Origin of the sequence: Zoogloea sp. 1C4 (assembly GCF_009469605.1) — a bacterium.
GTDB lineage: Bacteria > Pseudomonadota > Gammaproteobacteria > Burkholderiales > Rhodocyclaceae > Zoogloea > Zoogloea oryzae.
The window spans coordinates 97,573-114,553 of sequence record NZ_SSXU01000005.1; the positions used below are offsets into that span (position 1 = coordinate 97,573).

Here is a 16,981-nt window from a genome sequence, read left to right on the forward strand (position 1 = left end):
AGGCTGGTTCAGGCCGGCTCGCGCAGGGCGTCCCGCAGCAGGGTTTCCATCTCGGCGGCCGGGCGCGGCGGCGAGAACAGGTAGCCCTGCATCGTCCGGCAGCCGGCGTCCCGCAGAAAATCCCGCTCGGCGGCGGTCTCGACGCCTTCGGCCACCACGTCCAGCCCCAGATGCCGGGCCATCGCCAGGATGGCGGTGGTGATGCCCGCGTCGTTGGGGTTGTCGAACAGGCCGTGGACGAAGCTGCGGTCGATCTTCAGGCTGCCGATGGGCAGGCGCTTGAGGTGGGCGATGGATGAATAGCCGATGCCGAAATCGTCCAGCGCGAAATGCACGCCGGCCGCCCGCAGCTGGTGCAGTTCGGCTGCGATGGCCGGGTCGCCGTCCATCACCAGCCCTTCGGTGAGTTCCAGCACCAGCCGCCCGGCGTCGAGCCCGTGGTGGGCGAGGAGGCTTGTCACGCCGTGGGTGAAATCCGGCATCCGTAGCTGGCGGACGGACAGGTTGACGGCGATCCGCGCCGGGGCGACGCCCGCCCGCTGCCACGCGGCGCCCTGGGCGCAGGCCGCGTCCAGCGCCCGGTGGCCGAGGGGGATGATCAGCCCGCTCTCTTCGGCAGCCGGAATGAAGGCCGAGGGTTCGAGCAGCCCGCGCTCCGGGTGCTGCCAGCGCAGCAGCGCCTCGACACCGACGATGCGGCTGTCGGCGGTATCCACGATGGGCTGGTAGTGCAGCACGAACTCGCCGCGCTCCAGCCCCTTGCGGATGTCGTTCTCGAGCTTGAGTCGTTCGACCGCCTGATGGGTCAGGTCCTCGCTGTACATCTGCCAGTTGTTCCGGCCGCGCTCCTTGGCGTGGTACATGGCGGTGTCGGCGTGCTTGAGCAGGGTGGCCGCGTCGGTGCCGTCTTCGGGGTACATGGCGATGCCGATGCTGGCGCCGATGCTCACCTCGGCGTCGTCCGCCTGGAAGGGGCGGGCGAGGGCGCTGCGCACCCGCTGGGCGATCTGGATCGCGGCACGCGCGTCTTCGAGGGATGGCAGGGCGATCACGAATTCGTCGCCACCCAGGCGCGCCAGGTGCAGGGGCGGGCTCGGTTCGTCGGCGCCGGGCCGGGAGACGATGTCGCTGACCCGCAGCTTTTCCTTCAGGCGCAGGGCCACTTCGCGCAGCACCACGTCGCCGGTGTCGTGGCCGAGGGTGTCGTTGATGCGCTTGAAGCCGTCCAGATCAAGGAACAGCAGGGCGAGCTTGCGGCGCTCGCGGGCGGAGCGCTGGAGTTCCTGCTCGAGGCGCTCGACGAAATGCTGGCGGTTGGGCATGCCGGTGAGCGGGTCGTAGTAGGCCAGCCGGCGGATCTTCTCTTCGTTCTGCTTCTCGCGGGTGATGTCGCGCACCACGGCGATCACCTGATCCTGGCTGCTGCGGGCGAGGCGCGCCTCGTAGTGCCTGTCCTGGCCGTCGACCGGGAGGGTGAGCACGAGGGCCTGGAGCATGCCGTCTGCGAGGGCCCGGCGGAGGTTGTCGTCCAGCTGCTCGGCGAGCTCGGCGGGCAGCACGTCGGCCACCCGCCGGCCGATGAACAGGCGTGGCTGGATGGCGTCGCGGCGGCCGGCGCCGGCCTTGGCGTCGAGGATCATGCCGTCGCCGCGCAGGGTGAACAGCATGTCCGGAATGGCCCGGACGATGGCGGTCTGGCGGGCTTCGAGTTCCTTCTGGATGCGCACGCTCTCGGCGGCGCGCAGCACGTAGCGGGCCCGGTGGCCGAGGATCGGCCAGTTGATGGGCTTGGCCATGAAATCATTGGCACCCACCTCGTAGGCGAGGTTGATGGAGGCGAGGTCGTCCATCCCGGTGACCATGATGATCGGGATGTCGCAGGCGGCCCAGCGCTGGCGGATCTGGCGGCAGACCTCGAAGCCGTCGAGGCCGGGCATGTCCACGTCGAGGAGCACCAGGTCGGGCGGCTGCCGGTCGACGGCGGCGAGGGCTTCGTTGCCGTCGCAGGCTTCGATGACCGCAAAGCCGGTCTGTTCGAGGGCTTCCCTTTCGAGCAGGCGGGCGGTGTAGTCGTCGTCGACGATCAGGACGCGGGGTGGCGGGAGGGAATCAGGCTTCGACATGGGGAACGTGTCCTTCGAGGGTGTCCTGCAGGGCATCGCGTACCCGGGACCACTCTTCTTCGATGGTGGCCAGAAGGCGCTGCGTGGCATCCGGGCTGGCGGTGCGCGCGCTGGCTTCGAGGGCCTTGAGCTGGGCGGCGAGCACCTCGGCGCCCACATGGGCGGTGCTCGACTTGAGGTAATGGGCTGTCCGGCGCAGGGATTCGGCGTCGGCCTCGCGCAGGCTGCGGCCGAGTTCGGCGAGGCGCGGCGGGGTCTCGGCGAGGAAGCTGCGGATCACCCGCTCGACGAGGGCGGGGCCGTTGGGCCCGGGGATGCGGCGGATCGCGTCGAGGGCGGCCGGGTTGATCGGGGCGTCGCCGGCCGGCAGGGGCGCGGCTGCGGGTTCGTGGGCGGCGGCGTGCCCGCCGGGCAGCCAGGTGGCGAGCATCCGCGAGAGCTGTTCGCGGGTGAAGGGCTTGCTGAGGTAGGCGTCCATGCCGGCGGCGATGCAGCGCTCGCGGTCGCCAGACACGGCGTTGGCGGTGAGGGCGATCACCGGGAGCGGGCGGATCTGGCCTTCGTCCTGCAGCACGCGGATCCGCGCGGTGGCTTCGAGGCCGTCCATCTCGGGCATCTGGCAGTCCATCAGCACCAGATCGAAGTGGCCGCTGCGGACTTTCTCGACGGCCTCGACGCCGTTGTGGGCGAGGGTGCACTGCAGGCCGAAGGACTGGAGCATGGCCAGCGCCAGCTGCTGGTTGACCGGGTTGTCCTCGGCCACCAGCACGTGGCCGGCGAGCCCGGTGGCCGGCTTGGTGGCGGCAGTGCTTGCAGGGGCTTTGGCGGGTGCCCGGAAGAGGGCGGTGGCGATGGCGTCGTAAAGGTCGGACTGGCGCACCGGCTTGGTGAGCACGCCATCGGCGACCGACGGCTGGCCAGCGCTGCCCTGCGTGCCAACCGGTGCGACGATGAGCAGGGGCAGGCGGGCGAGGGCCGGGTGGCGGCGGATGGCGTCCGCCAGCCGGGCGCTGTCCATCTCCGGCTGATGCAGGTCGATGATCGCGAGGTCGTAGGGCTGGTGCCGGGCGGCGGCGTGTTCGAGGGCGCGCAAGGCGTCGGTGCCGGTGGCGACGCCGGCGGGCTGCATCGCCCAGCCCCGGACGATCTGCCCGATGGCCTGGCGCTGACTGGTGTTGTCCACCGCCAGCAGCACGCGGCGGCCATTGAGCTGCCCGGCCGGGTCGACGCCGGTGCGGGCGTTGGCATCCTGCTTGGCGAAGGGCAGTTCGATCCAGAAGCGGGCGCCTTCGCCCGGGGTGCTGTCCAGCCCGATGCGGCCGCCCATCAGCTCGACCAGCCGGCGGGTGATCGCCAGCCCGAGGCCGGTGCCGCCGTAGCGCCGGGTGGTGGAGTTGTCGGCCTGGGAGAAGACGCTGAAGATCCGGTCGTGGGCGTCGGGGGCGATGCCGATCCCGCTGTCCTTGACCTCGATGCGGAAGCGAGCTTGGGCGTCGTCTTCGTCCAGCAGCTGGGCGCGGATGACGATCTCGCCCTGGTGGGTGAACTTGACCGCGTTGCTCATCAGGTTGGTGAGGATCTGGCGCAGGCGCACAGGGTCGCCGCACAGGGCCAGCGGGGCGTCGTGGGGCACCGCGCAGACCAGCTCGACGCCCTTGGCCTCGGCGGCGCGGGCGAACATGTAGCCCACGTCCTCGATGAGCTGGCGCAGGTGGAAGTCGATGGTTTCGAGCTCGAGCTTGCCGGCCTCGACCTTCGAGAAGTCGAGGATGTCGTTGATGATGTTGAGCAGGTGCTCGCCGGATTGGTAGACCGCGTCCGAGAAGCGTGCCTGCTGGGCGTTGAGGGGTGTGCTCCGGAGCATCTCGGTCATGCCGAGGATGGCGTTCATCGGCGTGCGGATCTCGTGGCTCATGGTGGCGAGAAAATCGCTCTTGGCCTGGTTGGCGGCCTCGGCGAGCTCCTTGGCGCGGCGCAGTTCGAGGGTGCGGATCTCGATCTTGTGTTCGAGCTGGTCCCGGTGGCTGGCGAGGCTGCGGTCGCGCTCCTGGATCTGTTCTAGCATGGCGTTGAAGCCCCGGGCCAGCTCGCCGATCTCGTCGCTGGAGTCGACCGGTGCGCGGATGCCGTAGTCGGCGCCGGCGGTGACCCGGTCCATCACGTCCACGAGGCGGGTCATGGGGTCGGTGATGGTCTGGTTGAGCCGCGCCAGCAGCCCGTGGGCGATGGCCAGGGCGATGAGGATCACCACCGCGAAGGCGATGATGTGCCACATCAGGCGCAGGTAGAGCTTGCCCAGGTCGAAGCGCAGGGTCACCGCGCCGGCCTGGGCGCCGTCGACCCGGATCGGCTGGGTGACGTCCAGCGCCGACAGGCTGAGGAGGTAGCCGGCGGCCGGCGCGTGGGCGAGCACCGGGGCGGCGCCCGTGCCGGCCTGGGTGTAGGTGGCGAGGGGCTGGCCGGTGGCTTTCCACAGGGCGGCGAAGCGCACCTGGTGGTCATCGGCCAGGGAGCGCAGGAAGCCTTCGGCCGCCACCTGATCGTCGAACACCACCGCCGAGGCACTGTTGCGGCCGACGAACTCGGCCTTGGTGCGGGCTTCCTCGATGAAGGTGGAGCGCAGTTCGAAGTAGTCGTGAACCGCCAGCAGCAGCACCGCGATGAGAAACGCGCTGCCGGTGGTGAGCAGGTTGATGAGGCGCAGCTTCTTGCGCAGCGACCCCGCCCGGAGGAGCTTTTCGAGGAGCGAGGGCGGGCGTTCGGTGGCGGACATCAGCGGCCTCCCTTGCCGTCGCGGACCAGCCGGGCGAGCCGGAGGATCTGGGAACTGAGCTTGAGCCCGGCCCGCTGGGCGGCATCCGGGTTGGCCTCGAAGCGCACCTTGTCGCCTTCCATGTAAAGGCCGATCACGCCGCCGGCGCTGGCGAAGCCGTCGGATTCGCCCACCGTGAGCACCGGCGCGCTGCCCAGCGACTGGAGCACCGGGAGCGCGCTGGCGCGGCCGGTGATGACCAGGATGTGGCACTGGCCGCCTTCATCGGCGCGGGCGAGGAGGCGCACGTCCACCGCCTTGCCGCGCACCGGGGGCTTGGATTCGAGGGCCGCGACGGCCTCGGTGAGGTCGCTGCCGTTGCCGGTGACGCAGATGCGCAGCCGGGGCGCGCGGCTCCACGGGTCGTCCGGCCATTCGGAGAACTTGGCGAAGTTGTAGATGAAGGCGGCCTTCACCGCGTTCTCCTCGGCGATCTCCGGGGCGGCCGGCGCAGCCGGGCTGGCCAGGGCGAGCAGGGCCCACAGGGCCAGATACACGGCGTGGTGGCGGAAGCGGGCAGTCATGACGCGGGCTGCCATCAGAAGCGGTACACCGCCTTCAGGCGATAGCTGCGGCCGTCCTGCGCGAGGCGGTCACGCTGGGGCACGGTGGGGTCGTAGGCGGTGGCGTCGAAGTAGCGGTTGTCGAACAGGTTGTAGACCGAGGCCGACCATTCCCAGTGGTTGCCGGCCATGGGGCGCAGCAGGGTGAGGTTGGCGAGGCCGTGGTCGGGCACCATGCCGGCGTGGGTCTTGCGGGCGGCGAGCCACTGGGCTTCGGTGCCCAGGCGCAGGGATTGCCAGGGCATGGGCACCGACAGGTTGAGCTTGCCGATGACGTTGGGCGAGTTGGTGAGATCGTTGCCGGTGGCGTCGTGGGCGTGCTGGAGTTCGAGGCTGGTGCGCAGGCGGGCGCCGTTGGTCCACAGCTTCTCGATTTCCAGCTCGACACCGCGGGCCGAGCTGCGGCCGGCGTTGACGTACTGGAGCAGGCCGGAGCGGGCTTCGGTGGTCTGGTCGATCAGGCCGGCGAGGCGATAGACGTAGGCGGTGCCGAGCAGGCGGGTCTGGCTGTCGAGGTAGTGCTCGACGCTGGTTTCCCAGGTGGTGATCTTTTCGCCGCGCAGGCGCGGGTTGGCGATGGCGCTGCCGGCGTAGCTGTAGTTGCTCTCGTACACGTTGGGCGCCCGGAAGGCGGTGCCGTACTGGAGCTTCCAGACCGTCTGGGCCGACAGCCGATACACCGCGCCCAGCCGTGGGCTGAACTGGGCGCCCTGGCCAGTGACCTGATCCACCCGGCCGCCCACCGAGAGCTTGAGGTCGGGCGTCCATTGGAAATCGTCCTGCACGAACACGCCGCTGCGCTCGCTCTGGCGGTGGTCGTCGGCGTTGAGCCGGTAGGGGGCCGCGTCGTAGTTGCGCTGGTTCTGGATGCGGTTGCGCTGGTGCTCGATGCCGGCGACGAGCTTGTTGCGGGCCGAGAGGCTGCTTACCAGCTTGAGCTCGACGCCGTACCAGCTGCCGTGGGCCTCGTCGTAGTTGCGTACCGGCGGCGTGCCCAGAAGGGCGGGGGCCGAGTAGGTGTAGTCAGACAGGTAGGTGCGGCCGGAGAGTTCGGTGGCGGCATCGAGGGCGCGGGTGTAGTCGACGGCGAGGTAGCTCTGGGTGTCGATGTAGGCGCGGCCGCGGTCGTCGAACTCGGCCCCGAACGCGCCGGTGGGCACGCCTTTGGTCCGCCGGCTGGCGGCGGTGGTGAGGCGCAGGCCGTCGATGCCGACGCGGGCGAAGACGCTGCCCTGGCGGGTGTAGTCGGTGTGGGCGGTGTGGCCGCCGTTGTTGGCCGGGGTGTCGAACTCGGGGAAGTACAGCGCCGGGCCGGTGGCGTTCATCCCGGAGACCGAGGCGAGGAAGTCGGCGCCGTTGTCGAGGCGCTTGCCCACGCTGGCCCGGCCGTCGATGGTGTTGTGGCTGGAGATGCGCGCGCCAAGTTCGCCCCCATCGAGCTGTGCGCCGCTGCGGGTGATGAGGTTGATCACGCCGAACACGGCGTTGCCGCCGTAGATCGAGGAGCCCGGCCCGCGGATGAATTCGATGCGATCGACGATGTCCAGGTCGATGATGCCGTCGGTGCCGATGTAGGCCTGGTCGTAGATGGCGTCATTGACCCGCTGGCCATCGACCAGCAGCAGCACGCGGGTGTTGTAGTCCTGGGGGCGGGCGAAGCTGCGGGCGCCCACGTAGTCGTAGCCCCGGTCGCTGTGGGTGTAGAAGCCGTGGAGGCTGCGCAGCACCTCGGCGACGGTGCGCCAGCCGAACTGGCGGATGTCGTCGCGGGTGACGACGCTGACGGCGGCGGTGGTCTCGGAGGCCTTCTGCTCGAAGCGCGAGGCGCTCACCACCGGCACGTCGATGAGCTGGTCGAGGGACAGCTCGGTCAGGTCGTCGGCGCCGTGGGCGCAGGCGGAGCAGCCCGCCAGGGCCAGCGCGATGCATTTGAGGCTGGCGTGGGGGGAGGAGGCGTTCTTCATCGGGGCTGGCGATGTGACGCAGCCCCGCTTGAGATATGGCTTCGGGGTTCAGGGCTGCGCGTGATTGGATGACGCAATCCTAACGGCCCGATGCCCGCGAACTTGAGCCGGCCGGAACGCCCGGCCGTGAGTGGTTTAACGCAGCGAGATCACCGGCCAGCCGTGATTGCCGGCGTGGGCCCGCAGGGTGTCGTCCGGGTCGACGGCCACCGGGTTGCCGACCTTGTTCATGAGCGGCAGATCGTTGTGGGAATCGCTGTAGAAGCTGCTCTTGGCGAAGCTCTCCCAGCACAGGCCGAGGCTTTCGAGCCAGGCTTCGACGCGTTCGATCTTGCCGGCCTTGAAGGCCGGGGTGCCGCGGGGCTTGCCGGTGAAGGCGCCGTCTTCCTGGGCCGGAATGGTGGCAACCAGATGCGGGATGCCGAAGGCCCGGGCGATCGGGCCGGTGACGAAGCTGTTGGTGGCGGTGACGATGGCCACCACCGCGCCGGAATCCAGGTGCTGCTTCACCAGGGCCTGGGCCTTGGGCGTCATCATCGGGCGGACGCGGGTGTCCATGAACTCCTGGTGCCAGGCGTCGAGCTGGGCGCGGCTGTGGCGGGCCAGGGGTTTCAGCTGGAAGTCGAGGAACTCGAAGATGTCCAGCGTGCCGGCCTTGTACTGGTCGTAGAACTGCTGGTTGCGGGCTTCGTAGACTTCCTTGTCGAGCACGCCCTTGGAGATCAGGAATTGGGCCCACTCGAAATCCGAGTCGCCGGCGAGCAGGGTGTTGTCGAGGTCGAAAAGTACGAGTTCCATGGTGTGCGCTTAAAGGGTCGGGTCGCGCTGCAGGACTTCCCGCAGCAGGGGCAGGGTGACGGCACGCTTGCGTTCGAGCGAGGCGGCGTCGAGGGCGTCGAGGGTGCGCAGCAGGCTGGTGAGATCCCGCCGGCCGTGGCGCAGGAGGTATTGCACCAGCTCGGGTTCGAGGCGCAGCCCGCGGGTGGCGGCCTGGGCCTGGAGGATGGCGTTGCGGTCGTCGTCGGTGAGGCCCTTGACCTCGAAGATCAGGCTCTGGCCGATGCGGGTGCGCAGATCTTCGCGTAGCGCCAGCTGCAGCGGGGCCACCGCGCCGCTGGTGACGAGGGTCATCTTCTGGCCGCGGGCAGCGTTGAAGGCGCGGAACAGAGCGATCTGGGCGTCGGGGCCGAGGGCCTCCACGTCATCGACCGCCAGCAGCAGGCCGGGCGCTTCGGGCAGGGTGGCGCCGACATCGGCGGCCTGCAGGTAGCACGCCGGGCGGCCGGCCTGGGCAGCGGCGGTGACGACGCTTTTCAGCAGATGGCTGCGGCCGCTGCCGGCGTCGCCCCACAGGAAGAGGTGCTGGGGCACATCGGCCACGGGCACGGCTTCGTAGAGGGCGGCGAGCAGGTCGGCGTTGGCAGCGGCGACGAAATTTTCCAGCAGCGGCGGTGAGTCGGCGCGCAGGTCGAGGGTGAGTTGCTTCACGCGGATGGGGGCACGCGATTGTTGCGACGGCGCACCCGGCAGGGGCGGGCCGGCGACATTTCGGCTAAAATTCGGGTTTGTTTGCGTGGCAGGGGCCAAAACCCCGGCGCAAGGCCCGTTAATGTAGCCGGTTCCGGCGGGGTGCTCAATCCGATGAGCGTTCCCGGTGGCATCCGGACGCTTCTGAAGAGATCACAGAACCCATGAGTTCCCTTACTTATCGTGACGCCGGCGTGGACATCGATGCCGGCGATGCCCTGGTCGACCGCATCAAGCCCTTTGCCAAGCGCACCATGCGCCCGGAGGTGCTGGGCGGCATCGGCGGTTTCGGCGCCCTGTTCGAGATCTCCAAGAAGTTCAAGGAGCCGGTGCTGGTTTCCGGCACAGACGGCGTGGGCACCAAGCTCAAGCTGGCCTTCCAGCTCAACAAGCACGACACCGTCGGCCAGGATCTGGTGGCGATGAGCGTCAACGACATCCTGGTGCAGGGCGCCGAGCCGCTGTTCTTCCTCGATTACTTCGCCTGCGGCAAGCTTGATGTGGACACCGCCGCCACCGTCGTCCAGGGCATCGCCCAGGGCTGCGAGCTGTCCGGCTGTGCGCTGATCGGCGGCGAAACCGCCGAGATGCCCAGCATGTACCCCGATGGCGAATACGATCTCGCCGGCTTCGCGGTGGGCGCGGTGGACAAGTGCAACCTCATCGACGGCTCCACCATCCGCCCGGGTGACGTGGTGCTGGGCCTCGCTTCCAGCGGCGCCCACTCCAACGGCTACTCCCTGATCCGCAAGGTCATCGAGATTGCCAAGCCGAACCTCGAAGGCGACTTCCACGGCCGCAAGCTGAAGGACGTCATCATGGAGCCGACCCGCATCTACGTGAAGTCGCTGCTCGCGCTGATGGAAAAGCGCGCCGGCCTCGTGAAGGGCATGGCCCACATCACCGGCGGCGGCCTCCTCGAAAACGTGCCCCGCGTGCTGGCTGACAACCTCACCGCCGTGCTGAAGAAGGACGCGTGGGAGATGCCCTACCTGTTCCAGTGGCTGCAGCACGCTGGCAATGTGGACGCCCAGGAAATGTACCGGGTGTTCAACTGCGGCGTCGGCATGGTGGTGATCGTTGCCGCTGAAGACGCCGAAATGGCTGCCGCCCAGCTGCGCTCCACCGGCGAGACGGTGTACAACCTTGGCACCATCGAAGCCCGCGCCGAAGGCCAGGCCCAGACCGTGGTGGTGTAAGCGCCAGCGGGCCTGCCCGCATCCCGGCAGTACCGAAACGGGCCCCAGCGGCCAAGCCCCTCTCAAAAACGATTGATTTTTTTGAGACAGGTTTAAGGCAGTAGCCCAAAGCATGAAGGCCCCGATTTCGGGGCCTTTATCATTTCTGGATCAGGATTCGGATTTCTCCGGGACGGTCGGCCGAGGCCAGATTTTGCAGATCGCCTCGCCCAGCGCTTTCCCTCTCTTGGCGATGGCCTCCTCGTCCCAAGCGGTCGCGGCGTCGAAATGGCGGTTCAATCGCAGCACCGAGTTCCGGTATTCGACCAGCTTCGACTCGAACGAGCCGTTGCTGGCGGCGGGGTTGAGGTATCGGTTCAGAAGCGTCAGGTTGCCGAGGGTTTGCAGGGTCGAATTGCGCGTCCGCACGGCGTCGGCCAAGGGCGCCAGTTCGCCTTGGGCCAGGTGCGGATACAAGGCCACATTGGCGGGGATCGAGACGCCCTTCAACGGCCAATGGGCGTCCCATTTCTGCGGTAGGACATGCTCGATTTGCAGCCCGGCCGGAATGTCCAAGTTTTCCGTCTTTTTGTTTCGGAGGGCGGTTTCCAGGCGTTCGAGGATCAGCCGCAAGGCCGGAGTCTTGATCATCTTGAACACGGGGCGGGAGATGGCCTTCTCGACGACCTCCCCGTCCGTCGGCCAATGCCGGGTCGTTCCGCCGCCTTCCAGCAGCTTCTTGCGCAACGCGGGGAGCACCGCGTCGCCGGACAGTCCGCGCAGGCTTCCGATCACGTCGACGAACAGCTTGTTGTATTCCTTCGTCTCTTCGCCCGCGAGCACGCGACGAGCGATGAACGACTCGACGGCGTCGAGGCAATCCTTCGATTGCTCCGCGTCGAGGCCGGCCTCCAACTCCAAGAACATGACGAGAGGCAGAGCCGTGGAGACGTCGAAGTCCATCAGGACCCGTCGCAGGTCCGTGCAGGGCAGCTCCGAGGGGATCGCGGACTCGTAGCGTTGATAAGCCTCGCCGTGCCGGGTGAAGTCCGCGAGCTCGTCCTTGACCGTGGCGTAGCGCGGGGGATGGGCGGACACCCAGCGGCGGTATTCCTCGTTCACGCGGCGGGCGTCGACCATCTGTCCGGTCTTCGCCATGAGGAAGAAGCGGAGGCCGAGGTCGAGCCTCGAATAGGTTCGGCCGCCCCGGCGGACGTCCATGCTCCAAAAGTCCGTCTCGAACTTGCTCCAATACTCAGCGAAGATTTCGTCGCGGTCGATCTGCTCTTTCTCCGCCCGCATGAAGATCAGGCTGCGCAGTAGATCGGATTGCGTCAGCGGCTGGCCCTGGGAGTTGAGCGAATAGAAGATTTCCTGCGAGTCGTCGCCCTCCGACAGGGAAATCTCGACGACGCAGAAATCCTGCTGCAACGATTGGAGCAGCGCGAACGCGGCCTCTTCTCGCGTCTTCGAGAACTCCGCGGCCGACGCGTCGATCCATGCCGAAATCATCTTGGAGAAATACAGGTAGCCCTCGGCGAGGTTGCTGCGCGGCTCCGGCTTGCGCTTCCTGGGCAGATAGACGAGCGGATGCCGCTTGGAGACCTCCTCCGGGCTTCCGGCGGAGACGACGCTGCGGAAGGCGTCCCGGTTGAGCGTGGTCGGCCAGAGCTTGAAGAGCTCCTCGTCCGGCTTCTCCATCACGTCGGCGTCGGCGTTCTCCAAATACCGCGTCGTCGTCCGGTCCAGCGTCTTCCACTCGTTCGCGCGGGCGATGTCGCGGTAGGCGCAAAACAGGAGTTGGAGTGTGGTGAGCCGCTGCTGGCCGTCGATGATGAGGAAGCGCTTCACCTCTCGCGGCGAGTTGGGCTTGACCCCTTCGATGATCAGGGCCCCGAGGTAATGCGGATTGGATTTGACGCCGCGCATCAGGAGCTGCGCTTTCTCGGAAACATCCTCCCAAAGGGTCGACCACTGCGGCGACTCCTTCCAGACGTAGAGGCGCTGGAACATCGGCACGACGTAGCGAAGCTGTGAGTTGAACAGGGTGTCGAGCGATCTCGGATTCGCTTGCATTTAGGCTCCCATTGTTTTTCCGAGATGGTAACCCGGTGGAATGGCAATGGGATGAAAAAGCACCCATTTCTGCTTCGCAGCTTCCCGTTAAAGTCTCCGCTTCCGTGCTGGCGGCTACTTCTTCAAAAATCTGTTCGGTCAGCTTGGGCCGGGTTGTTTATAGAAATTAACTCTGGGCTAATGGAAATTAGCTGGCAGTGCCAACCAAAAATGAAGGGCCAGGAAGGCAAGCCCCTCTGAAAATCGGTTGATTTTGGAGGGGCTTTCGTTTTGTAGCCGTTTTGCCTCAAGGCTTTTGACCGGTGTGTTTTACCGAAAAATCTGCGGGACGGGTTTTCGACAAGAAAAAGCCCCAACCCTCGACGGGATGGGGCTTTGGCCAATTTTGGCCGGGTTTCTCAACCGGAATTGAGAGGGGCTTGCCCAGCGGCCCGTTTTTCATTGCCGCATCTCCTCACTCATCTCTCCTCACTCCCCACGGCTTCATTGTTGCTTTTGAAACTTTCAGGGTTACAATTGCAACAACGCATCCCGGAGCCCATCATGAACGCCCCTCAAGCCGCCGTCACCGACGACATCGACCGCAAGGCCGTGGCTGGCATGCTGATGCAGCTTTTCGACCACTGGAAACTCAGCACCGAAGAGCAGCTCGATGCCCTCGGCTTTGCCACTTCCAATCGCGCCGTGCTGGCGCGCTACCGCAAGGGCGAGGCCTTGTCGGGCAGCCGCGACACGCTGGAGCGGGCCGGCCACCTGCTGGGCATCCACAAGAACCTGCGGTTGCTCTTTCCCCATAACCGCGAGCTGGCCTATGCGTGGATGAAGACCCGCAACCGGGCCTTCGAGCACCGTTCGCCCATCGACGTGATCCGCGAGTTCGGCTTTGCCGGCCTGCTGATGGTGCTGGCCTATCTCGACCGGGCGCGCGGCCAGTGATCGACCCGATATTCGCCCAGGCGCGCCTCGCCGAAACCCACGGCGATCTGGTGCGCAACATCGTGTCGATCCGCGTCTCGCAGGATCTGTTCGACGACCTTTCCGACAACCCGGCCGACTGGCAGACGGCGATCAAGCTCGAGCTCGCCACCAAGCCGCGGATGTTCGTCTCGCCGGTGCCGGTGATCGACCGGCCCTTCGAGGACGCCCGCTGGAACGACGCCATCCACTATCCCTTCCGCCACTGGATGAAGAGCCGCTATTCCGACGGCAGCTTCGGCGTGTGGTACGGCGCCGATACGGTGGAGACCAGCGTCCACGAAACCGTGCATCACTGGCGCAGCGGCCTGCTGGACGACGCCGGCTTCACCCAGCCCGGCGTGCGCATCGACCGCAAGTGCTACCGGGTGCGCTGCGACGCGGCGCTGGTGGATCTGCGCCCCACGGCGCTGGCCTTCCCGGCGCTGGTCGATCCCGTCGATTACGGCCTGACCCATCAGGTCGGCGCGCGGCTGCACCGGGAAGGCCACCCCGGCCTCGTCACCGCCTCGGCTCGCTGCAATGGCGAGGTGTATGCGGTGCTGAACCCGGCGGTGCTGTCGGACCCGCGCCAGATGTGCTTCCTCACCTACACGACCACCGCCACCGGCATCGCGGTGGAGCGCGAGCCGGGCGGCGTGTGGATGCAGCTGTGAACCCCGGTGGGGTTTCACGGAATCTTCATTTCAATAGTTGTTGAAGCGTTGTATAGTTGCTGCATGGAAACCAGAACAGCAACCACGATCTTCGAATCCCTCTCGTCCGGCTGGCGGCTGGAAGCCTTCCGGCTGCTGGTCCGCCAGGGGCCGGAGGGCATGGTGGCGGGCGACATCGCCTCGGCGCTGGACATCTCGCCGTCCAGCCTGTCCTTCCACCTCAAGGCGCTGGCCCACGCCGGGCTGGTGTCGGTGGAGCAGGAGGGGCGCTTCCAGCGTTACCGGGCCAACATCCCGCTGATGCTCGATCTGATCGCCTATCTCACCGAAGAGTGCTGTTCCGGCCAGCCCGAAAAATGCGCCGACCTGCGGGCCGCCTCGTGCTGCCCGGAGGCCGTGCTGCCACCCATCCCCGCTGACGACGGAAAACCCTGACCATGAACGTGCTGTTTCTGTGCACCGGCAATTCCTGCCGGTCGATCCTCGCCGAGGCCACCTTCAACCACCTGGCGCCGGCCGGCTGGCGAGCCCTGAGCGCCGGCAGCAAGCCCGCCGGCTACGTGCATCCCCGGTCGCTCGCGCTCTTGGCGCGGGAAGGCATCGCCACCGACGGCTACCACAGCAAGTCGTGGGATGCGCTGCCGGTGACGCCGGACGTGGTGGTCACGGTGTGTGCCAGCGCCGCCGGCGAGACCTGCCCGGTTTACCTCGGCCCCGTGCTGCGCACCCACTGGGGCGTGGAAGATCCGGCCCACGCCACCGGCACCGACGCCGAGATCGACGCGGCCTTTGGCACCGCCTACCGCATCCTGCGCGCCCGCATCGAAGCCTTCCTGGCGCTGCCGCTGGAAACCCTGCAGCACGACCGCGCCGCGCTGAAGGCCGAGCTCGATCGCATCGGCCAGCTTTTGCCGTAAACCATATTTCAACATTATTAAGAACGTCAAAATGAAAACTCTCCAGATTTTCGATCCGGCCCTGTGTTGCAGCACCGGCGTGTGCGGTGTGGATGTGGATCAGGCCCTTGTCCAGTTTTCCGCCGATGTGGATTGGGCGCGCCAGCAGGGCGCCAGCGTCGAACGCTTCAATCTCGCCCAGGAGCCCCTGGCCTTTGCCGGCAACCCGGTGGTCAAGGGCTTCCTGGAGCGCTCCGGCGCCGAGGCGCTGCCCCTGGTGCTGCTGGATGGCGAAGTGGCGCTGGCCGGCCGCTACCCGGCCCGGGCCGAGATCGCCCGCTGGCTGGGCCTGGCCGACGTGGCGCCGGACGCGCCCAAGCCCTGCTGCAGCGGCAGCAAGTGCTGCTGAGCCCGGAGGCCGCCATGCAATTCCTCGAGGCGCTGCCGCGCTTTGTGTTCTTCACCGGCAAGGGCGGTGTGGGCAAGACCTCCATCGCCTGCGCCACCGCCATCGACCTTGCCGCCCGGGGCCGGCGCGTGCTGCTGGTGAGCACCGACCCGGCCTCCAACGTGGGGCAGGTGTTTGGCGTGGAGATCGGCAACCGGATCACGCCGATCCCGGCGGTGCCCAACCTCTCGGCCCTCGAGATCGACCCGCAGGCGGCCGCCCAGGCCTACCGCGACCGCATCGTCGGGCCGGTGCGCGGGCTCTTGCCCGACAGCGTGGTGAAGGGCGTCGAGGAGCAGCTCTCCGGCGCCTGCACCACCGAGATCGCCGCCTTCGACGAATTCACCGGGCTGCTGGTGGATTCCAGCCTGACCCACGACTACCAGCACATCGTCTTCGACACCGCGCCCACCGGCCACACCATCCGCCTGCTGCAGCTGCCCGGCGCGTGGAGCGGCTTTCTGGAGGCGGGGAAGGGCGACGCTTCCTGCCTCGGCCCGCTGGCCGGGCTGGAGAAGCAGCGCAGCCAGTACAAGGCGGCGGTGGATGCCCTGGCCGACGGCGCGCGCACCCGGCTGGTGCTGGTGGCCCGCGCCCAGCAGGCCACCCTGCGCGAAGTGGCGCGCACCCACGATGAGCTCGCCGCCATCGGCATCGACCGGCAGTTTCTGGTCATCAACGGCCTGCTGCCGGCGGGCGAGGCGGAGGACGGCGCTGCGCAAGACCCGCTCGCCGCGGCGATCTTCGCCCGGGAGCAGGCGGCCCTCGCCGCGATGCCCGCCGGGCTCGCCAGCCTGCCCACCGACCGGATCGCCCTCAAGCCCTTCAACCTGGTGGGGCTGGACGCGCTGCGCCAGCTCTTCGCGCCGGCAGACGTCTGCCCGACCGACGATGTGGCGCCTGTTTCGCCGCCCGCCGCGCCGGACATCGCCGGGCTGGTGGATGGCATCGCCGCCGACGGCCACGGGCTGGTGATGCTGATGGGCAAGGGCGGCGTCGGCAAGACGACCCTCGCCGCGGCGGTGGCGGTGGAGCTCGCCCGGCGCGGCCTGCCGGTGCATCTCACCACATCCGACCCGGCCGCCCACCTGGCCGAGACACTGGAAGGCTCGCTGGATCAGCTCACCGTCAGCCGCATCGACCCGGCCGCCGAGACCGAACGCTACCGCCAGCATGTGCTCGACACCCAGGGCGCCAAGCTCGACGCCCAGGGCCGGGCGCTGCTGGAGGAAGACCTGCGCTCGCCCTGCACCGAGGAGATCGCCGTCTTCCAGGCCTTCTCCCGGATCATCCGCGAGGCGGGGCGCAAGTTTGTGGTGATGGACACCGCGCCCACCGGCCACACCCTGCTGCTGCTCGACGCCACCGGCGCCTATCACCGGGAGATCATGCGCCAGATGGGCAGCGGCATCGCCCACTTCACCACGCCGATGATGCAGCTCCAGGACCCGCAGCGGACCAAGGTGCTGATCGTTACCTTGGCCGAAACCACGCCGGTGCTGGAAGCCGCCAACCTGCAGGCCGACCTGCGCCGCGCTGGCATCGAGCCGTGGGCGTGGGTCATCAACAACAGCGTGGCGGCGGCCGGGCCGAGGTCGACGCTGCTGCGTCGGCGCGCCCGCAACGAGCTGGCCGAGATCGAGAACGTGGCTGCGCGCCACGCCGCCCGCTACGCCCTGGTGCCGCTGCTGCGCCACGAGCCGGTGGGCGTGGAACGTCTTTGCCAAATGGTCCGCCGGACCCAAGCCAACCAAGGAGCGTGA

General features: G+C 67.8%; 14 protein-coding genes. 7 read left to right on the forward strand and 7 right to left on the reverse strand.

The genetic code is table 11. The features are described from left to right. Nucleotides 1-8 precede the first annotated feature (8 nt). The 6 genes from GH681_RS07865 to hda all read right to left on the reverse strand — a co-directional run bounded on the left by GH681_RS07865 (nucleotide 9) and on the right by hda (nucleotide 8,950). Nucleotides 9-2,123 carry a bifunctional diguanylate cyclase/phosphodiesterase gene (locus tag GH681_RS07865; protein ID WP_194271174.1) on the reverse strand — a complete coding sequence of 705 codons (2,115 nt, stop codon included), beginning with the start codon at nucleotides 2,121-2,123 and terminating at the stop codon, nucleotides 9-11. Further along, nucleotides 2,110-4,896 (reverse strand): response regulator, encoded by a 2,787-nt coding sequence (locus GH681_RS07870; protein ID WP_153160924.1) that lies wholly within the window; start codon nucleotides 4,894-4,896, stop codon nucleotides 2,110-2,112. The genes GH681_RS07865 and GH681_RS07870 overlap by 14 nt, the downstream gene beginning before the upstream one ends. Then, nucleotides 4,896-5,474, reverse strand: coding sequence for a YfiR family protein (locus GH681_RS07875; protein WP_153160925.1), 579 nt, complete (start codon nucleotides 5,472-5,474; stop codon nucleotides 4,896-4,898). The genes GH681_RS07870 and GH681_RS07875 overlap by 1 nt, the downstream gene beginning before the upstream one ends. Further along, complete coding sequence (locus tag GH681_RS07880) at nucleotides 5,474-7,462, reverse strand: TonB-dependent siderophore receptor (RefSeq protein ID WP_153160926.1); 1,989 nt, start codon at nucleotides 7,460-7,462, stop codon at nucleotides 5,474-5,476. The genes GH681_RS07875 and GH681_RS07880 overlap by 1 nt, the downstream gene beginning before the upstream one ends. 135 nt (nucleotides 7,463-7,597) lie before the next feature. Continuing rightward, a complete protein-coding gene (locus tag GH681_RS07885; protein ID WP_153160927.1) occupies nucleotides 7,598-8,260 on the reverse strand; it encodes an HAD family phosphatase in 663 nt (220 codons plus the stop codon). 9 nt (nucleotides 8,261-8,269) lie between these two features. Next, complete coding sequence (hda, locus tag GH681_RS07890; RefSeq protein ID WP_153160928.1) at nucleotides 8,270-8,950, reverse strand: DnaA regulatory inactivator Hda; 681 nt, start codon at nucleotides 8,948-8,950, stop codon at nucleotides 8,270-8,272. Between the two features lie 203 nt (nucleotides 8,951-9,153). Between hda and purM the strand changes: the two genes are divergently transcribed. Next, the gene (gene purM / locus GH681_RS07895; RefSeq protein WP_153160929.1) at nucleotides 9,154-10,188 is read left to right on the forward strand and encodes a phosphoribosylformylglycinamidine cyclo-ligase; all 1,035 of its coding nucleotides are present in this window, start codon (nucleotides 9,154-9,156) and stop codon (nucleotides 10,186-10,188) included. Nucleotides 10,189-10,338: 150 nt separating this feature from the next. On the opposite strand, the gene GH681_RS07900 is transcribed toward purM, so the two are convergent. Continuing rightward, nucleotides 10,339-12,243: a DUF262 domain-containing protein gene (locus tag GH681_RS07900; protein ID WP_153160930.1), complete on the reverse strand. Its 1,905-nt coding sequence runs from the start codon at nucleotides 12,241-12,243 to the stop codon at nucleotides 10,339-10,341. A 543-nt stretch (nucleotides 12,244-12,786) separates the two neighbouring features. Here GH681_RS07900 and GH681_RS07905 point away from each other — a divergent pair. The 6 genes from GH681_RS07905 to arsA all read left to right on the forward strand — a co-directional run bounded on the left by GH681_RS07905 (nucleotide 12,787) and on the right by arsA (nucleotide 16,981). Next, complete coding sequence (locus GH681_RS07905) at nucleotides 12,787-13,179, forward strand: MbcA/ParS/Xre antitoxin family protein (protein WP_153160931.1); 393 nt, start codon at nucleotides 12,787-12,789, stop codon at nucleotides 13,177-13,179. Beyond that, complete coding sequence (locus tag GH681_RS07910; protein WP_228111823.1) at nucleotides 13,176-13,874, forward strand: RES family NAD+ phosphorylase; 699 nt, start codon at nucleotides 13,176-13,178, stop codon at nucleotides 13,872-13,874. Before GH681_RS07905 ends, GH681_RS07910 begins: the two co-directional genes overlap by 4 nt. Before the next feature lie 63 nt (nucleotides 13,875-13,937). Then, nucleotides 13,938-14,309, forward strand: coding sequence for a helix-turn-helix transcriptional regulator (locus GH681_RS07915; RefSeq protein ID WP_153160932.1), 372 nt, complete (start codon nucleotides 13,938-13,940; stop codon nucleotides 14,307-14,309). 2 nt (nucleotides 14,310-14,311) lie between these two features. Next, nucleotides 14,312-14,791 carry an arsenate reductase ArsC gene (locus GH681_RS07920; RefSeq protein ID WP_153160933.1) on the forward strand — a complete coding sequence of 160 codons (480 nt, stop codon included), beginning with the start codon at nucleotides 14,312-14,314 and terminating at the stop codon, nucleotides 14,789-14,791. A 31-nt stretch (nucleotides 14,792-14,822) separates the two neighbouring features. Beyond that, nucleotides 14,823-15,179, forward strand: coding sequence for an arsenite efflux transporter metallochaperone ArsD (gene arsD, locus GH681_RS07925; protein WP_153160934.1), 357 nt, complete (start codon nucleotides 14,823-14,825; stop codon nucleotides 15,177-15,179). A 14-nt stretch (nucleotides 15,180-15,193) separates the two neighbouring features. Next, nucleotides 15,194-16,981, forward strand: coding sequence for an arsenical pump-driving ATPase (gene arsA / locus GH681_RS07930; RefSeq protein ID WP_153160935.1), 1,788 nt, complete (start codon nucleotides 15,194-15,196; stop codon nucleotides 16,979-16,981).

Bases quoted from the DNA above. Each gene is read 5' to 3' on its own strand.
- GH681_RS07915 (WP_153160932.1), top strand. From the start codon at position 13,938: ATGGAAACCAGAACAGCAACCACGATCTTCGAATCCCTCTCGTCCGGC.
- GH681_RS07870 (WP_153160924.1), bottom strand. From the start codon at position 4,896: ATGTCCGCCACCGAACGCCCGCCCTCGCTCCTCGAAAAGCTCCTCCGG.
- GH681_RS07900 (WP_153160930.1), bottom strand. From the start codon at position 12,243: ATGCAAGCGAATCCGAGATCGCTCGACACCCTGTTCAACTCACAGCTT.
- GH681_RS07875 (WP_153160925.1), bottom strand. From the start codon at position 5,474: ATGGCAGCCCGCGTCATGACTGCCCGCTTCCGCCACCACGCCGTGTAT.
- GH681_RS07865 (WP_194271174.1), bottom strand. From the start codon at position 2,123: ATGTCGAAGCCTGATTCCCTCCCGCCACCCCGCGTCCTGATCGTCGAC.
- arsA (WP_153160935.1), top strand. From the start codon at position 15,194: ATGCAATTCCTCGAGGCGCTGCCGCGCTTTGTGTTCTTCACCGGCAAG.
- GH681_RS07880 (WP_153160926.1), bottom strand. From the start codon at position 7,462: ATGAAGAACGCCTCCTCCCCCCACGCCAGCCTCAAATGCATCGCGCTG.
- purM (WP_153160929.1), top strand. From the start codon at position 9,154: ATGAGTTCCCTTACTTATCGTGACGCCGGCGTGGACATCGATGCCGGC.
- GH681_RS07905 (WP_153160931.1), top strand. From the start codon at position 12,787: ATGAACGCCCCTCAAGCCGCCGTCACCGACGACATCGACCGCAAGGCC.
- GH681_RS07885 (WP_153160927.1), bottom strand. From the start codon at position 8,260: ATGGAACTCGTACTTTTCGACCTCGACAACACCCTGCTCGCCGGCGAC.
- arsD (WP_153160934.1), top strand. From the start codon at position 14,823: ATGAAAACTCTCCAGATTTTCGATCCGGCCCTGTGTTGCAGCACCGGC.
- GH681_RS07920 (WP_153160933.1), top strand. From the start codon at position 14,312: ATGAACGTGCTGTTTCTGTGCACCGGCAATTCCTGCCGGTCGATCCTC.